This window comes from Pseudomonas palmensis, from assembly GCF_049942755.1.
GTDB classification, from domain to species: Bacteria; Pseudomonadota; Gammaproteobacteria; order Pseudomonadales; family Pseudomonadaceae; genus Aquipseudomonas; species Aquipseudomonas palmensis.
In genome coordinates, this window is the sequence record NZ_CP187958.1 from 3,464,101 (window position 1) to 3,479,566 (window position 15,466).

Annotated in this window: 16 protein-coding genes; 7 read left to right on the forward strand and 9 right to left on the reverse strand. The window is 64.5% G+C overall.

The window, feature by feature from the left end; translation table 11 throughout:
* Positions 1–37: 37 nt before the first annotated feature.
* From ACPRTJ_RS16020 to ACPRTJ_RS16040, 5 genes are all read right to left on the reverse strand, one after another.
* A complete protein-coding gene (locus tag ACPRTJ_RS16020; protein WP_078480612.1) occupies positions 38–1,081 on the reverse strand; it encodes an AbrB family transcriptional regulator in 1,044 nt (347 codons plus the stop codon).
* The gene (locus ACPRTJ_RS16025) at positions 1,074–2,588 is read right to left on the reverse strand and encodes a tripartite tricarboxylate transporter permease (protein ID WP_043860092.1); all 1,515 of its coding nucleotides are present in this window, start codon (positions 2,586–2,588) and stop codon (positions 1,074–1,076) included. Before ACPRTJ_RS16025 ends, ACPRTJ_RS16020 begins: the two co-directional genes overlap by 8 nt.
* A 1-nt stretch (position 2,589) precedes the next feature.
* On the reverse strand, positions 2,590–3,048 hold the full coding sequence (locus ACPRTJ_RS16030) for a tripartite tricarboxylate transporter TctB family protein (protein WP_043860093.1): 459 nt from the start codon (positions 3,046–3,048) through the stop codon (positions 2,590–2,592).
* 127 nt (positions 3,049–3,175) lie between these two features.
* Positions 3,176–4,156 (reverse strand): Bug family tripartite tricarboxylate transporter substrate binding protein, encoded by a 981-nt coding sequence (locus tag ACPRTJ_RS16035; protein ID WP_043860094.1) that lies wholly within the window; start codon positions 4,154–4,156, stop codon positions 3,176–3,178.
* A 35-nt stretch (positions 4,157–4,191) separates the two neighbouring features.
* Entirely contained in the window at positions 4,192–5,481 is a 1,290-nt protein-coding gene (locus ACPRTJ_RS16040; protein WP_104572010.1) for an OprD family porin, read from the reverse strand.
* A gap of 202 nt (positions 5,482–5,683) precedes the next feature.
* On the opposite strand from ACPRTJ_RS16040, the gene ACPRTJ_RS16045 reads away from it, so the two are divergent.
* Both ACPRTJ_RS16045 and ACPRTJ_RS16050 read left to right on the forward strand, forming a co-directional pair.
* A complete protein-coding gene (locus tag ACPRTJ_RS16045; protein ID WP_043860096.1) occupies positions 5,684–6,355 on the forward strand; it encodes a response regulator in 672 nt (223 codons plus the stop codon).
* A complete protein-coding gene (locus ACPRTJ_RS16050) occupies positions 6,348–7,730 on the forward strand; it encodes a sensor histidine kinase (protein ID WP_043860097.1) in 1,383 nt (460 codons plus the stop codon). Before ACPRTJ_RS16045 ends, ACPRTJ_RS16050 begins: the two co-directional genes overlap by 8 nt.
* Here the strand turns inward: ACPRTJ_RS16050 and ACPRTJ_RS16055 are convergent, their stop codons facing one another.
* Together ACPRTJ_RS16055 and ACPRTJ_RS16060 are read right to left on the reverse strand one after the other, a co-directional pair.
* Positions 7,731–8,537: an HDOD domain-containing protein gene (locus ACPRTJ_RS16055; protein WP_054914777.1), complete on the reverse strand. Its 807-nt coding sequence runs from the start codon at positions 8,535–8,537 to the stop codon at positions 7,731–7,733.
* A 58-nt stretch (positions 8,538–8,595) separates the two neighbouring features.
* The gene (locus ACPRTJ_RS16060; RefSeq protein ID WP_058540940.1) at positions 8,596–9,537 is read right to left on the reverse strand and encodes a YgfZ/GcvT domain-containing protein; all 942 of its coding nucleotides are present in this window, start codon (positions 9,535–9,537) and stop codon (positions 8,596–8,598) included.
* Between the two features lie 134 nt (positions 9,538–9,671).
* Between ACPRTJ_RS16060 and ACPRTJ_RS16065 the strand changes: the two genes are divergently transcribed.
* Together ACPRTJ_RS16065 and ACPRTJ_RS16070 are read left to right on the forward strand one after the other, a co-directional pair.
* The gene (locus ACPRTJ_RS16065; protein ID WP_043862035.1) at positions 9,672–9,929 is read left to right on the forward strand and encodes a succinate dehydrogenase assembly factor 2; all 258 of its coding nucleotides are present in this window, start codon (positions 9,672–9,674) and stop codon (positions 9,927–9,929) included.
* The gene (locus ACPRTJ_RS16070; RefSeq protein ID WP_426427112.1) at positions 9,913–10,365 is read left to right on the forward strand and encodes a protein YgfX; all 453 of its coding nucleotides are present in this window, start codon (positions 9,913–9,915) and stop codon (positions 10,363–10,365) included. Before ACPRTJ_RS16065 ends, ACPRTJ_RS16070 begins: the two co-directional genes overlap by 17 nt.
* A 19-nt stretch (positions 10,366–10,384) precedes the next feature.
* Here the strand turns inward: ACPRTJ_RS16070 and ACPRTJ_RS16075 are convergent, their stop codons facing one another.
* Together ACPRTJ_RS16075 and nadB are read right to left on the reverse strand one after the other, a co-directional pair.
* Positions 10,385–11,113 carry a hypothetical protein gene (locus tag ACPRTJ_RS16075; protein ID WP_426427113.1) on the reverse strand — a complete coding sequence of 243 codons (729 nt, stop codon included), beginning with the start codon at positions 11,111–11,113 and terminating at the stop codon, positions 10,385–10,387.
* A 101-nt stretch (positions 11,114–11,214) separates the two neighbouring features.
* Entirely contained in the window at positions 11,215–12,819 is a 1,605-nt protein-coding gene (nadB, locus tag ACPRTJ_RS16080; protein WP_426427114.1) for an L-aspartate oxidase, read from the reverse strand.
* Positions 12,820–13,268: 449 nt separating this feature from the next.
* Here nadB and rpoE point away from each other — a divergent pair, with 449 nt between their 5' ends.
* From rpoE to ACPRTJ_RS16095, 3 genes are read left to right on the forward strand one after another with little or no spacing between them, the layout of a single operon-like run.
* Positions 13,269–13,850, forward strand: coding sequence for an RNA polymerase sigma factor RpoE (gene rpoE, locus ACPRTJ_RS16085; RefSeq protein ID WP_010220971.1), 582 nt, complete (start codon positions 13,269–13,271; stop codon positions 13,848–13,850).
* Positions 13,851–13,881: 31 nt separating this feature from the next.
* On the forward strand, positions 13,882–14,475 hold the full coding sequence (locus tag ACPRTJ_RS16090) for a sigma-E factor negative regulatory protein (protein ID WP_043862032.1): 594 nt from the start codon (positions 13,882–13,884) through the stop codon (positions 14,473–14,475).
* Between the two features lie 12 nt (positions 14,476–14,487).
* Positions 14,488–15,453 carry a MucB/RseB C-terminal domain-containing protein gene (locus tag ACPRTJ_RS16095; RefSeq protein ID WP_043862031.1) on the forward strand — a complete coding sequence of 322 codons (966 nt, stop codon included), beginning with the start codon at positions 14,488–14,490 and terminating at the stop codon, positions 15,451–15,453.
* Positions 15,454–15,466 lie beyond the last annotated feature (13 nt).

A 15,466-nucleotide genomic window follows, 5' to 3' on the forward strand; every position in this document is an offset into this window, starting at 1 on the left:
AGAAAAGAAAAGGAAGCCTCGGCTTCCTTTTCTCGTTTCAGGGGTTGGCGGATGTTCGTTCGCCCGCCCAGTGCCGGAACAACGGCTCGGCCAGAAACAGCACGAACAGCAGGCGCATCACCTGCAGCGCGGTCACCAGCGGTACCGACAGTTGCAGGGTTTCGGCGGTCAGGCTCATTTCGGCGATACCGCCGGGCATCATGCCCAGGGTCAGCGAGCGCAGGTCCAGCGCCGTCAACGCGCTCAAGGCCCAGGCCGCGAGGCCCGCCAGCAGCATGGTCAGCGCCGTGGCGACCAGGGTACGGCCCAGAAACGACGGCGCGCGACGAAAGAACGCGCGGTTGAAGTGACAGCCCAGGCCGCTGCCGATCAGCCACTGGCCGAGCTGGCTGGCGCCGTCGGGCAGGCCGGTGTGCAGGTTGGCGCCGATGCTGATGCTCGAGGCCACCAGCAGCGGGCCGAACAGCCACGGGTTGGGCTGGCGCAGGCGCTGCCAGAGCAGTGCGGCCAGCACCCCGAGCGGCGCGATCAACGCCAGCCAGTAACCATCCACCGTACCGGCGTGGCTCAACGGTACGCCGTCGCCGAGCAGGAACTTGAACGCTGCGGGCACGCACAGCACGACCGCCAGTACCCGCAGGCTCTGCCCGGCGGCGACGCGGCTGAGCACTGCGCCGTTGCGTGCACCCAGGTTGACCATCTCGCCCGAGCCGCCCGGCATGCTGGAAAAGAACGCCGTGGCCCGGTCTTCACCGGTGCGCAGCAACAGCCATACGCCGATCAGGCTGGATACGCTGGTGATCAGCGCGCCGAAGAAGATCAAGCCGAAATGGCTGGCCACCTGTTCGACCACCTGGGGGGTGAAGTGCAGGCCGATGCCGACGCCGATGACCCACTGGCCGCACTTGCGCCCGTTGGGTATTTCACCGATCTGCCAGGGCGTCAGGCAGCGCACCAGAATCACCGCCAGCAGCGAGCCGACCATCCATGGCAGCGGCCAGCCGACCAGGCTGGCGAGGTACCCGCCGGCCAGGCCGACCAGTGGAGTGGCCCACCAGGTGCGCAAGGTGGATTCAGACATCGGCCAGGGCACGACGCTGGGCGCTGCGGCGGCGCCAGATACGCAGCAGCGGCAGGGTCAGCATCAACGCGACCATCGCCCACACCCCCAGGCTGATCGGGCTGGCCCACAGAATCTCCAGTTCACCGTTGGAGATCGACAGCGCCCGGCGCAGGTTCTGCTCCATCAGCCCGCCGAGAATGAAGCCCAGCAGCAGCGGCGACAGCGGGAAGTCCAGCTTGCGCAGGATGTAGCCGAAGATGCCGATGCCGATCATCAGGAACAGGTCGAAGGTGGTGGCATGCACCGCATACACGCCGATCGCGGTGATGATCGCGATCACCGGCACCAGCGCCCAGTTGGGCACCGACAGGATGCGGGTGAACAGGCGCACCATGGGGATATTGAGGATCACCAGCATGATGTTGGCGATGAACAGCGAGGCGATCAGGCCCCAGACGATATCCGGCTGCTGTTCGAACAGCAGCGGGCCGGGGGTGATGTTGTACAGGCTCAAGGCACCGATCATCACCGCCGTGGTACCCGAGCCCGGTACGCCCAGGGTCAGCATCGGCACCAGGGCGCCGCAGCAGGAGGCGCCGATGGCGGTTTCCGGAGCGGCCAGGCCGCGCTTGTCACCCTTGCCGAAGGTGCCGCTGGCACCGGCCAGGCGTTTTTCGGTCATGTACGCCACGGCACTGGCCAGGGTCGCACCGGCCCCGGGCAGCACGCCCATGAAGAAGCCGAGCAGGCCGCAGCGGATGTTCACCACGAACACCGAAGCGGCTTCCTTGAGGTTGAACAGCATGCGTCCGGTGGCTTCCACGGCCTTGTGCCCGTGGTGGGTCTTTTCCAGCAGCAACAGGATCTCGCTGATGGAGAACAGGCCCAGCACCAGCACCACGAACTGGATGCCGTCGGTGAGGTGGATGCTGTCGCCGGTGAAGCGGTACACACCGCTGTTGGCGTCGATGCCCACGGCCGAAAGGAACAGCCCGATCAGGGCGGCGATGAAGGTCTTGAGCGGCTTGTCGCCGGCCATGCCGCCCAGTGCCACGATGGCGAACACCATCAGCACGAAATACTCCGCCGGGCCGAAGGCGATCGCCCACTTGGCCAGCAGCGGGGCGAACAGCACCATGCCGCAGGTGGCGATGAACGCACCGATGAACGAGCTCCAGGCCGACAGCGACAGCGCCACCCCGGCCAGGCCCTGGCGAGCCATGGGGTAGCCGTCCAGGGTGGTCATCACGGTGGAGGCTTCACCGGGGATGTTGAGCAGGATCGAGCTGATGCGCCCGCCGTATTCGCAGCCCAGGTACACCGCGGCCAGCAGGATCAGCGCCGATTCCGGCGGCAGGCCCAGGGCGAACGCGATGGGGATCAGCAGCGCCACGCCGTTGATCGGGCCCAGGCCCGGCAGCAGGCCGACCACCGTACCGATCAGGGTGCCGCACAGTGCAGTCACCAGGTTGTAGGGGCTCAGGGCGACGCCGAAGCCCTGGCCGAGGTAGCTGAAAGTATCCATGTCAATTCTCCAGAACGTCGAGCAGGCCCAGGGGCAGGGGCACATCCATGGCGCGGTCGAACAGCAGGTACAGGGCGATGCTCATCAATCCGACGATGACCGCACTGGGCAGCCAGCGTCCGCCGTACAGGCGCGCCATGGGGATGCCGATCAGCGTGCTGCTGAGGATGAAGCCCAGGGATTCGAAGGTGGCGGCGAACACCAGCAGCAGGCCGGTGCACAGGCCGATCTTGATCAGGCTGGCGCGGTCCAGCTCTGGTTCGTCGTCCTTGCGCACGATGGGCGTGGGACGGATCGCCAGGTAGAGCAGAGCGATGGCCATCAGGCCGAGCATCAGCAACGGATAGGCGCGCGGGCCGACCGGTTCGTAGGAGAAGGCGGCCTGGTAGGGCCAGGCCATGACGGCCAGTGCGGCGCAGGCGGCCAGCAGGGTCAGGGCGAAAAGGCGTTGCAGGATCATGGGGGAATCCTCGAAGGGCAAACCTGCACCCGTAGGAGCCGGCCTTGCCGGCGAATGACGCGCCACCGACCTGGCGGGACCGCGGTGATTCGCCGGCAAGGCCGGCTCCTACAGGTGAAGCGATGGGTTACTGGATCAGTCCGAATTCCTGGGCCAGTGCCTTGTAGTCCGCTACCTGCTGCTTCACATACACGTCCAGCGCTTCACCGGTCATGGCGAACGGGAACAGCTCGCGCTGGTCACGCAGCTTGTCGAATTCATCCGAGGCCAGCAGCGTGTCGAACGATGCCTTCCACCAGGCGTAGTCCTCGTCGCTCACCTTCGGCCCCAGGTAGAACCCGCGTACTACTGGCCAGACGATGTCGTAGCCCTGTTCCTTGGCGGTAGGGATGTCCTTCATCTCGGGCTCGTCCAGGCGTTCGGGGGAGAACACCGCCAGCAGGCGCATGTCGCCGCTCTGGATGTGCGGCATCGAGTCGGAGATGTCCGTGCTGCCCACCTGGATGTGCCCGCCCAGCAATGCGGTGGCAATCTCGCCACCGCCTTCCAGTGCCACATAGCGCAGGTCGCGCGGGTTGATGCCGGCGGCCTTGGCAATCAGTGCGGTCTGCATCCAGTCCTGGCTGCCAACGGTGCCGCCCGAGCCGATCACCACCTTGCCAGGGTCTTTTTTCAGTGCCGCCACCAGGTCATCGAGGGTCTTGTAGGGCGAGTCCTTTTTCACCGCGATGGCGCCGTAGCTGGTGCCTACCGCTGCCAGCCAGCGCACTGCGTTCTCGTCGAAGCGGCCGAACTTGCCCTGGGCCAGGTTCAGCAGCGAACCGCTGGACCACGCCACCAGCGTGCCGGCGTCGGCCGGGCGCTGGGCCACCACCGCGTTGTAGGCCACCGCGCCGACTCCGCCGGGCATGTAGGTGACGCGCATCGGCTTGCTCAGGATCTTCTCGTTGAGCAGCGCGCTCTGCACCAGCTTGCAGGTCAGGTCAAAGCCGCCGCCGGGCGAGGCCGGGGCAATGCACTCGGGGCGTTTGGGTTCGGCGGCCAGCACGTTGCCGGCCAGCAGCAGGCAGCCGGTGGCCAGGGCGATCTTGCGCAGTGAAAAAGTCATCGTCAGTCTCCGTGAACATTGTTGTTATGGGCGGATTACCAAAGCGCCACGCTGTAGCTCACCAGCAGCCGCACTTCGTCGGCGTCGCGGGAGAAGTTGGAACGGAAGGTGGCGTTACGCAGGCGCACGGCGACGTTCTTCAGGGCGCCGCTCTGTACCACGTACTTGAATTCGGTATTGCGCTCCCACTCCTTGCCTTCGCCACCGCCGGCGCGGCTGACGTTGTCGCCACTGAGGTAGCGGCTCATGAAGCTCAGGCCGGGTACGCCGAGCTTGGCGAAGTCGTAGTCGTAGCGCACTTGCCAGGAGCGCTCGTCGGCCTGGGCGAAGTCGTTGATCTGCACGAAGTTGACCAGGTAGGGGTCGGCGCCATCGACGTAGGGGAAGGCGCTGTCGCCCGACAGGCGCTGGTAGCCGGTGCTCAGCTTGTGGCCGCCGAGGGCATAGCTGAACAGGCTGCCGAAGGCGGTGTTGTCGATCCTGCCGCCGCGGGCCTGGCCCTGGTCGCCGCTGAACGCCACACGCACATCGGCGCCGAAGGTGCCCGGGCCGAACGGCTGGGTCGCGAGCAGGCCGACGAAGTGCTGGCGGTACACGTCGTCGAGCTGGGCGAAGTGATAGCTGCCGGTGATGCGGTCGGTGAGCTTGTAGTCCACTCCGGCCATGTCGAAATGGTTGCCTTCGGCCGTGCCCAGGAAGCGACCGTTCTTGTTGTTGAGGGCGATGTCTTCCTTGTTGGTGTCGTTGCGGTCCTTGACCTTTTCAAGGCGGCCACCGGTGAAGGTCAGGTGCCTGATTTCCTGGGAGGTCAGCAGCCCGCCCTCGAAGGTCTGCGGCAGGATGCGCCCGTCGTTGGGGCGCAGGGTGGGCGTTTGCGGGATCAGCGTACCGACCTTCAGCTCGGTGGCCGACACCTTGACCTTGCCGGTCAGGCCGAGCTTGGAGTACTCGTCGGCGGCGCGCCCGTCGTCATGGGTCGGCAGCAGGCCGGTGCCGGTGCGGCCCTTGCCGGAGTCGAGCTTGACCCCGAGCATGCCCAGGGCGTCGACGCCGAAGCCGACGGTGCCTTCGGTGTAGCCCGATTCCAGGTTGAGCATGAAGCCCTGGGCCCATTCCTCGCGCTTGGATTGCGTGGTGCTGGGCTCGTTGTGGAAATCGCGGTTGAAGTACATGGTGCGTGTTTCGAAGGTGGCGGTGCTGTCTTCGACGAACGCGGCCTGGCTCAGCGGGGCGACGCCGACAAAGGCGAGGGCACTGGCGATGGCAGAGGGACGAGGGTGCAGGCGACGGGCAGGCGCAGGCGCCTGAGGCTGGGTGGACAGCATCGTGGGGTGACTCCGTTATTGTTCTTATTCGGGTCGAACGCTTCGGTTCGATCTACGGCCTGTACAACGGGCCGTCAGGCGATGCTAGGGGCTCAACCTTTCGCTAACCTTTCAGTGGCCTTTCAATGTTTCGATGGCTTCACAGGCGCCCGCCGCGCTGTAAACTCCGCGCCATTGAACGCGACACGACCAGGAGAAATCGATGCGTGTACTGCTCGTCGAAGACCATCTGCAACTGGCTGAGAGCGTGGCCCAGGCCCTCAAGAGCACCGGCCTGACGGTGGATGTGCTGCACGATGGAGTTGCTGCCGACCTGGCCCTGGCCAGCGAGGAATATGCCGTGGCGGTGCTCGATGTGGGCCTGCCGCGCATGGACGGCTTCGAGGTGCTGGCGCGCCTGCGGGCCCGCGGCAAGACCGTGCCGGTGCTGATGCTGACCGCCCGCAGCGACGTCAAGGACCGCGTGCACGGCCTGAACCTGGGGGCTGACGACTACCTGGCCAAGCCGTTCGAACTGACCGAGCTGGAGGCGCGGGTCAAGGCCCTGCTGCGCCGCAGCGTGCTCGGTGGCGAGCGCCAGCAGACCTGCGGCCCGCTGGTCTACGACCTGGATACCCGGCGCTTCACCCTGGGGGGCGAGCTGTTGGCCCTGACCTCCCGCGAACAGGCCGTGCTCGAGGCGCTGATCGCCCGCCCTGGCAGGGTGATGAGCAAGGAGCAACTGGCGGCGCAGGTGTTCGGCCTGGACGAGGAGGCCAGCCCCGACGCCATCGAGATCTACGTGCACCGCCTGCGCAAGAAGCTCGACGGTCATGCCGTGGCGATCGTCACCTTCCGTGGGCTGGGCTATCTGCTCGAGCACCGTGATGCGTGACGCCGGCAGCCTGCGCGGGCGCCTGCTGTGGAACCTCGCCCTGCTGCTGGTGGTGCTGATGGTGGCCAGCGGGCTGAGTGCCTACTGGAACGGTCGCGAGGCCGCCGACACTGCCTATGACCGTACCCTGCTGGCCTCGGCGCGCACCATCGCCGCAGGGCTCTCGCAACGCGACGGCACCCTCAGCGCCGATGTGCCCTACGTGGCATTGGACACCTTTGCCTACGACAGCGCGGGGCGGATCTACTACCAGGTCAACGACATCCATCAACGCCTGATTTCCGGCTACGAAAACCTGCCCGCACCGCCGCCCGATACCCCGCGTACCGATGACTATCCGGCCCTGGCGCGCTTCTACGATGCGCGCTACCTGGGCCAGGACGTGCGGGTGGTCAGCCTGCTCAAGGCGGTGAGCGAGCCGAACATGAACGGCATGGCGGAGATCCGCGTGGCCGAAACCGAAGAGGCGCGCGTGAGCATGGCCCGCAGCCTGATGGCCGATACCCTGCTGCGCCTGGGCATGCTGGCGATGGGGGCGTTGCTGCTGGTGTGGTTTGCGGTCAGCGCCGCATTGCGCCCGCTGGAGCGCCTGCGCAGCGCCGTGGAAGAACGCCAGCCCGACGACCTGCGCGCCCTGCCGGTGGTTCAGGTTCAGCGCGAACTGGGGCCGCTGGTGCGTGCACTGAATCACTTCACCGAGCGCCTGCGGGGCCAGTTCGAGCGCCAGGCGCAGTTCATCGCCGACGCCGCGCACGAGTTGCGCACCCCCCTGGCGGCGCTCAAGGCGCGGGTGGAACTGGGCCTGCGCGCCAAGGACCCGCAGGAGTGGCGCACCACGCTCGAACTGGCGGCCCAGGGCACCGACAAGCTGACCCACCTGGCCAACCAGCTGCTGTCGCTGGCACGGGTGGAGAACGGTGCGCGCGCCATTGCCGAGGGCGGTGCACAGTTGCTCGACCTCAGCCAGCTGGCCCGCGAGCTGGGCATGGCCATGGCGCCGCTGGCGCATGCACGGGGTGTGGCATTGGCACTGGAAGCACAGGCGCCGGTGTGGATACGCGGCGAGCCGACGCTGCTCAACGAATTGCTGAGCAACCTGGTGGACAACGCCCTGGCGCACACCCCGGCCAATGGCAACGTGATTCTGCGGGTGACGGCCCCGGCGGTGCTGGAGGTGGAGGACGACGGGCCGGGGATTCCCCCGCAGGAGCGCGAGCGGGTGTTCGAACGCTTCTATCGGCGCAGTGCGCAGGGCACCGGCCTGGGGCTGGCCATCGTCGGTGAGATCTGCCGCGCGCACCTGGCGCAGATCAGCCTGCACGATGGCGAGCGCGGCGGGCTCAAGGTTCGGGTCAGCTTCAACCCGGGCGACTGATCAGGCGCGAAACATGTGCTTGGCGCCGATCAGCTCGCTGACCTGCAGGTGGCTGTTGGGTGGCAGCTTCAGGTGACGCATCGCCGGCAGGCGCGCCAGGGCATGTTCGTTGCCATCGCTGAGGGTGCGCGCGATCTGCACGATGTCGACATAGTCGAGCTTGTCGGTGCTGCGCTCCAGGTTCTGCGACAGGCTCGGCAGCCCGGCCAGTTGCTCGGGAAATTCCCACACGCTGAGGATCTTGTCGCCCAGTACCGGGTGGATCAGGTCGATCACATGGTTCAGGCAGACCGGGTCGGAGAGCAGTTCGTTGTGTTCTTCGGCATAGGTCAGGATCGGCAATGCGCCGATCTGGTGGACCAGCCCGGCGAGGGCGCCCTGGTCGGGCTTGAGCTGGGTGAAGCGCAGGCACAGCTCATAGCTGATGCCGGCCACTTCCAGGCTCTTGGCCCATATTTCACGCATTTTCTGTTCGACCACCGGTGAGCGCGCATGGAAGATCTGCTCGATCACCAGGCCGATGGCCAGGTTGCAGCTGTAGTTGATACCCATGCGGGTGATGGCGGTCTGCAGGTCGGTGACTTCGGTGGCCGCACGCAGCAAGGGGCTGTTGACCACCTTGATCAGGCGTGCCGACAACGCGGCGTCACGGCCGATCACCTTGCTCAGGGTGCTGACGCTGATCTCGCTGTCTTCAGCCGCTTCGCGGATGCTCAGGGCCACTTCCGGCAAGGTCGGCAGCACCAGGTCATCGTTGTCGATGGCGCTGAGCAATTGTGCTTCAACGATCTGGGCCAGCGTGTTCATCGTGGATTCTCTAGCGCATTCAGGGGCCCCACCGCCACACGCGGCGGGGCAGGTGGGCTCAGCGCTGGATTTCGCGATCGCGGTCCAGTTCGTAAGGCAGGCTCAGCAGTTCCAGGCGCGGGCCCTCGGGGCTGCCCAGGTGCAGGTTGTCGTCTGCTACCGCATCGGCAGTCAGCACCGCCAGCAGCTCGCTGCCCTGCGCGCTCGTGGCGGCCAGCACCACCTCACCCACCGATGAGGCATGGGTAGGGGAGAACACCTCGGTGCCAGGGGCCGGAGCAGTACCCTCGGCCAGGGCCAGGCGATACAGGCGACGCTTGAGCTTGCCCAGGTACTGCATGCGCGCGACGATTTCCTGCCCGGTATAGCAACCCTTCTTGAAGCTGACGCCACCCACGGCCTGCAGGTTGATCATCTGCGGGATGAACAGCTCGCGGGTCTGGGCCATCACCTGGCCGATACCGGCGCGGATCTGCCCCAGCAGCCAGGCATCCAGCGGGCCTTCGTCGAGGTGCTCGGCCAGTTGCTCGCGTACGGCTGCGGCCTGTTCGGCCGGTACCCACAGTTCGGTGCGGCCCGGCGATACGGCAATCGCGAACAGGGGGGCGTGCCGGCTGATGGCGCCATCTTGCGTCGGCGGCTCGATGCCCAGCGCCTGCAACGCCTTGTCGCCATGCTGCAGGCCGAAGCGCGCCCAGGCACTGCTCTCGTCGGTGAGCTTGGCCTTGGAGAACACGGCGTACTTCTTCAGGTCGGCCAGTTGCGGCTCGAGCAGTTCGTGGGTCATTGCCAGCACGAAGCCGTCGGCGTGGGGCACGATGCGAAAGCTCGACTGCATGCGCCCTTTGACCATGCAGCGCGCGCCGAGGCTGGAGGTGTGCTCGTCGAGGTAATTGATGTTGCAGGTCAGTTGACCTTGCAGAAACTTGCCGGCGTCAGAGCCGCGGACGGCGAGGACGCCCTCGTGGGACAGGGGGCAGAAAAAAGCGGAGTCGGCCATGGGTCTTCGCAGGTAATCAGGACTGGGGGTCATCATAGAGTGCTGTCGGCAAAATAGGTAGCCGACCTAGACCAACGCCTTGTGCCGTTCACAGGCTCGGCCTGTATACTGGCGGCCAATTTGAGGAGGGCTCCATGGTCGTCGAACAATCTGAACTCAACCGGCTCTTCTGGCATAGCCGCCGCGGCATGCTGGAGCTGGACGTGCTGCTGGTGCCGTTTACCCAGGAGGTGTACAGCACCTTGAACGACGTCGACCGCGCGCTCTATGTCCGGCTGCTGACCTGTGAAGACCAGGACATGTTCGGCTGGTTCATGGAACGCAGCGAGTCCGACGACCCTGAGCTGCAGCGCATGGTGCGCATGATCCTGGACCGTGTCCAGCCCAAGTGACCGCTTCGAGTGTCGCTGGCAGGGCTCGCGGGTCCTGCTGGCGGCCTACCTCGCATGCCAGTTGCTGGCGCTGATCGCGCTGTGCCTGCTGGCCATTTCGCTATACATGACCCTGCTTGGCCTGGCGCTTTGCCTGGCACACGCAGCCTGGGTCGTGCCCCGGCATATCCTGCTTACCCACCCGCGTGCCGTCACCGGCCTGCGCCGTGATCCTTCTGGCTGGCACCTGTTCAGCGCGGCCACGGGCTGGCAGCAGGTGCAACTGCGCCGCGACAGCCTCGCCTTGCCCGCCCTGGTAGTGCTGCGTTATCGCCGGCCGGGGCGGCTGTTCGGCCAGAGCCAGTGCATCGCCCCCGATGCGCTGGAACCGGTGCTGCACCGGCGCCTGCGCTTGCGGTTGAAGTTCAGTCGGCGTAGGTGGGCGGCCGTTGAGTAGTGATCACCGATAGCAGTACTCACTCACTGGCGTTCAGCAGGGCTTTCAATCGCTCGGTTCGACGGGCGGCAGCCTGTTTTTGAATGGATGAGTAATCCCTGAGCTTCATGTCCAGGACGAAGCGAACATCCTTGCGTGGTTGATGGCTTGCGTTGTAAGTCCAATCAGCGCTTGCGCTGGTGATGTAGTCGCTCACAAGTAACGAGCTGTACTGCAAAAGCGCTTCTTGCGAAGGGGAAGGGGCGAAATAGATCGAGTGGTACTCACCTTTCGTGATGAACGCTTTTTCAGTTGCCGCGGGTATCGAACTCCCATACCTGCTCTTTAATTCTTCTTGAGCCAGGTTGGCTACCTCCTGAACGTCGGAATGATTGCTGCCGACGTAGTCGAAAATCAATCGACTGACTTCGCCCTGTGTGTTCAGGCATACGGAGGTCTTCAGCGCGACAGTACCGATCATTCGAAACTTTACGTAGGGAGGACTTTCGCACTGCGTCGCGGTTTTCAGGTCGCTGCCCTGGACTGAGACCTGATAGGCAGCAGTGTCGAACTTGAGGTAATCGACGCCGAGAAGCTTGCCGTCTTCATGCTTGAGATCCGAAAACCTTGCCCTGGCATTATGTTTAACTTTTTCAACGGTATCTGAAGTCCAGCCGTCATAGCCGGGGGCATATTGGGTGCATCCGGTCAGCGTCAAGGAAGCCATGATCGCAGTGAGGCTGAAAGCAAGGTGTCTGCTGTTTGACATCACGGGTGAACTTTACTCATGAATGAAGTGGATGAAGCCGGGATTTGCGGGTTGACATGCGTTGGGGGAAGGGCGAACTGTTGGAGTGAGCCCCCGCGCAGTCATCTTGGGACAAGGATCGTGTCTATTGCCTCTGCCAGCATGTCTGGATAGTCCAGCGTGTAGTGCAGACCCCGAGATTCCTTACGTTGCATGGCAGACCTGATCATCAGCTCCGCTACCTGGGCAAGGTTCCTCAGCTCGATCAGGTCGCGGCTGACCTTGTAGTTGCTGTAGAACTCGTCGATTTCGTCCAGCAGCAGACGTACCCGGTGCTGGGCGCGCTGCAGGCGCTTGCTGGTGCGCACGATGCCGACGTAGTCCCACATGAACCGGCGCAGCTCGTCCCAGTTGTGCGCAATGATCACATCTTCGTCCGAATCGGTGACCTGGCTGGCATCCCAGCAGGGCAGGGCCTGGGGCATGGCCACGCTGTCGAGCCTGGCGAGGATGTCGGCTGCCGCCGAGCGGCCGTAGACGAAACATTCGAGCAGCGAGTTGCTGGCCATGCGGTTGGCACCGTGCAGGCCGGTGAAGCTGGTTTCGCCAATGGCATAGAGCCCCGGTACGTCGGTCTGGCCGTGGTCGTCGACCATCACGCCGCCACAGGTGTAGTGCGCCGCCGGTACCACCGGGATCGGCTGGGTGGTGATGTCGATACCGAAGGTGAGGCAGCGTTCGTACACGGTCGGGAAGTGGCTTTTGACGAACTCCGCAGGCTTGTGGCTGATGTCCAGGTACACGCAGTCGACGCCCAGGCGCTTCATCTCATGGTCGATGGCGCGGGCCACGATGTCGCGCGGGGCGAGTTCGGCGCGCGGGTCGAAGCGCGGCATGAAGCGCTCGCCGTTGGGCAGCTTGAGCAGGGCGCCTTCGCCGCGCAGTGCTTCTGTGATCAGGAAGCTCTTGGCCTGCGGGTGGTACAGGCAGGTGGGGTGGAACTGGTTGAACTCCAGGTTCGCCACCCGGCAGCCGGCGCGCCAGGCCATGGCGATCCCGTCGCCGCAGGCGCCGTCCGGGTTGCTGGTATAGAGGTAGACCTTGGCCGCCCCGCCGGTGGCCAGCGCGGTGAAGCGGGCGCCAAAGGTGTCGACCTCGCCGCTGGCACGGTTGAGCACATAGGCCCCCAGGCAGCGCTCGCCGGCCTGGCCCAGGCGCCGTTCGGTGATCAGGTCGACCGCCACGCGCTGTTCCAGAAGCTCGATGTTCGGGCGCTGGCGGGCCTGCTCCAGCAACGTGGTGAAAATCGCCGCGCCAGTGGCGTCGGCCGCGTGGATGATGCGCCGGTGGCTGTGGCCGCCCTCGCGGGTCAGGTGGAACTCGAAGCCGCGTTCATCGACGCCGGCCTGTTCGTCACGGGTAAACGGCACGCCCTGGTCGATCAGCCACTGGATCGCCTCGCGACTGTGCTCGACCGTATAGCGCACCGCGTCTTCATGACACAGCCCGCCGCCGGCATTGAGCGTATCCTCCACGTGGGACTGTACCGTGTCGGTGTCGTCGAGCACGGCGGCAACACCGCCCTGTGCCCAGAAGGTCGAGCCGTTGGCCAGCTCGCCTTTGCTCAGTACGGCGATGCGCAGGTGCGCCGGCAGGTTCAGGGCCAGGCTCAGGCCGGCGGCACCGCTGCCGATCACCAGAACGTCATGTTGGAATTGTTGGCTCATGTCAGGGATATCCGAGCGAGGCGACCACTAGTATAAGGACGGGGGTATCGGCACAATAGTCAGGTGTTTATGGCATTGTGAAACTATCGTGAAACGGGCTGGGTTGCCTTTATAACAGCCTCGAGGGCCTGATTTCCATGACGTGCGGTGCGACCTGATGCTTGCATGTGGGAACTTTCCTGGAACCCTGCCTATCCATAGAAGGTTGCCTGCATGCCAGGACGCGGCGGCGACGGGAGGCCTGGGGCTGATATCGGCTCTGCCTGCGTACACGAGACCAGAATATTGACGCAGCCGGCCGTGACCGTGCTGCGTTTTTCGTGCGGGCCGTTCAAGGGCCGCAGGAAACTTGCTTGGAGGGGAGAACTTTTGCGAAAAGCCCGAGTCTATGGTTGCAAGCCTGAACGATGGCCGCTGCAGCACTCCTCCAGGTCCACCGAGGAGTGTTCATGCTAACCCAGGAAGAGGATCAGCAGCTTGTCGAGCGCGTGCAGCGTGGCGACAGGCGAGCGTTTGATCTGTTGGTGCTGAAGTATCAGCACAAGATTCTCGGGTTGATCGTGCGTTTTGTGCACGACACCCATGAAGCCCAGGATGTGGCACAGGAAGCGTTCATCAAGGCTTACCGTGCGCTTGGCAATTTCCGTGGCGACAGTGCGTTTTATACCTGGCTGTACCGCATTGCGATCAACACGGCGAAAAACTATCTGGTATCCCGGGGTCGACGGCCGCCAGACAGTGATGTCAGTTCCGAGGATGCGGAATTTTACGATGGCGATCATGGCCTCAAGGATCTCGAGTCACCAGAGCGCGCGCTGTTACGAGATGAAATCGAGGGCACCGTCCACCGAACCATCCAGCAGCTGCCAGAAGATTTGCGTACGGCGTTAACTTTACGTGAATTCGATGGTCTGAGTTACGAGGACATTGCGAGCGTCATGCAGTGTCCGGTGGGTACCGTGCGCTCTCGAATTTTCCGCGCTCGGGAGGCCATAGATAAAGCCCTGCAGCCGTTGTTGCAGGAAACCTGAGACAGCGGCGACAGCCAAGAGAGGAACCGCCATGAGTCGTGAAGCTTTGCAGGAATCGCTGTCCGCGGTGATGGATAACGAAGCGGACGAACTGGAGTTGCGTCGGGTATTGAATGCCGTCGACGACAATGAAACCCGTGCCACCTGGTCGCGTTACCAGGTTGCCCGAGCAGCGATGCACAAGGAACTGCTGCTGCCAAAACTGGATATCGCCGCCGCGGTCAGTGCCGCACTGGCTGACGAAGCCACGCCGGTCAAGGTTGCCCGTGGTCCATGGCGCAGCCTGGGTCGTCTGGCTGTTGCAGCGTCGGTAACCGTTGCAGTACTGGCAGGTGTGCGCCTGTACAACCAGGACGACATCAGCGGTGCCCAACTGGCTGCCCAGCAGCCTGTGCAGCAAGGCGTGACCGTACCTCAGGTGCAAGGCCCGGCAGTACTGGCAGGCTACACCGAGAGTGCCGAACAGCCGACCGGCCCAATGGCAAATGGCGTGCTGCAAGGTCAAAGCGGCTGGCAGGACGAACGTCTGCCGGGCTACCTGCGCCAGCATGCTCAGGAAGCCGCCGTGGAAGGGACTGAAAGTGCTCTGCCTTATGCCCGTGCGGCCAGCCTGGAAAATCGCTGAGTAAGGAGGATCATGCGCGCGCCAACTCTACTACCGCTCTTGCTCGGAGGATGTCTGTCGGTGCCGGCCCTGGCCGCCAACTCCTCCACTGATGCCGCAGACTGGCTCAACCGTCTGGCCAAGGCCGAGCAGCAGCAGAGTTATCAGGGTACTTTCGTCTACGAGCGTAACGGCAGCTTTTCCACCCATGACATCTGGCATCGGGTGCAGGAGGGCAAGGTTCGTGAACGCTTGTTGCAACTCGATGGCCCAGCCCTTGAGGTTGTGCGGGTAGATGGACGTACCCAGTGCGTGAGCGGCGCCCTGGCCCGCGGAGTGGGCAATGCGGCGCAGTCTTCGCCCCGTGTACTGGACCCCTTGAAGCTGATGAACTGGTACGACCTGAGTGTGGCAGGGCGCTCCCGGGTGGCCGGTCGCGAGGTCGAGATCATCACCCTCAGGCCGCGCGATCAGCATCGTTATGCCTTCGAGCTGCACCTGGATCGACAGTCGGGTTTGCCCCTCAAGTCGTTGCTGCTCAACGACAAGGAGCAACTGCTGGAGCGCTTCCAGTTCACCCGGTTGGAGACCGACAAGGCGCCGGACGATGCCCAACTGCAGCCAAGCAGCAACTGCAAGCCGGTGGCCCAGGCCACTCAGCAGGTTGCCGAGGCCGCATCGGGATGGCGTTCCGACTGGTTGCCACCCGGCTTCGAGTTGGTCAACAGCGCGGTACGCAAGGATCCGGAGCACAAGAGCATCGTCAGCAGCCTGATGTACGATGATGGCCTGGCACGCTTCTCGGTGTTCCTGGAGCCGGTTGCAGGCAATTCGGGCATCGACGCCCGTACCCAGCTTGGCCCGACGGTCGCGGTTTCGCGCCGGCTGACCACGCCCAAGGGGGATGTGGTGGTCACCGTGGTAGGGGAGATCCCCATCGGTACCGCCGAGCGGGTCGCCTTGTCGATGCGTGCCCAAGACGCCCACGCCAGCCAATGACGAGCCACAGGTA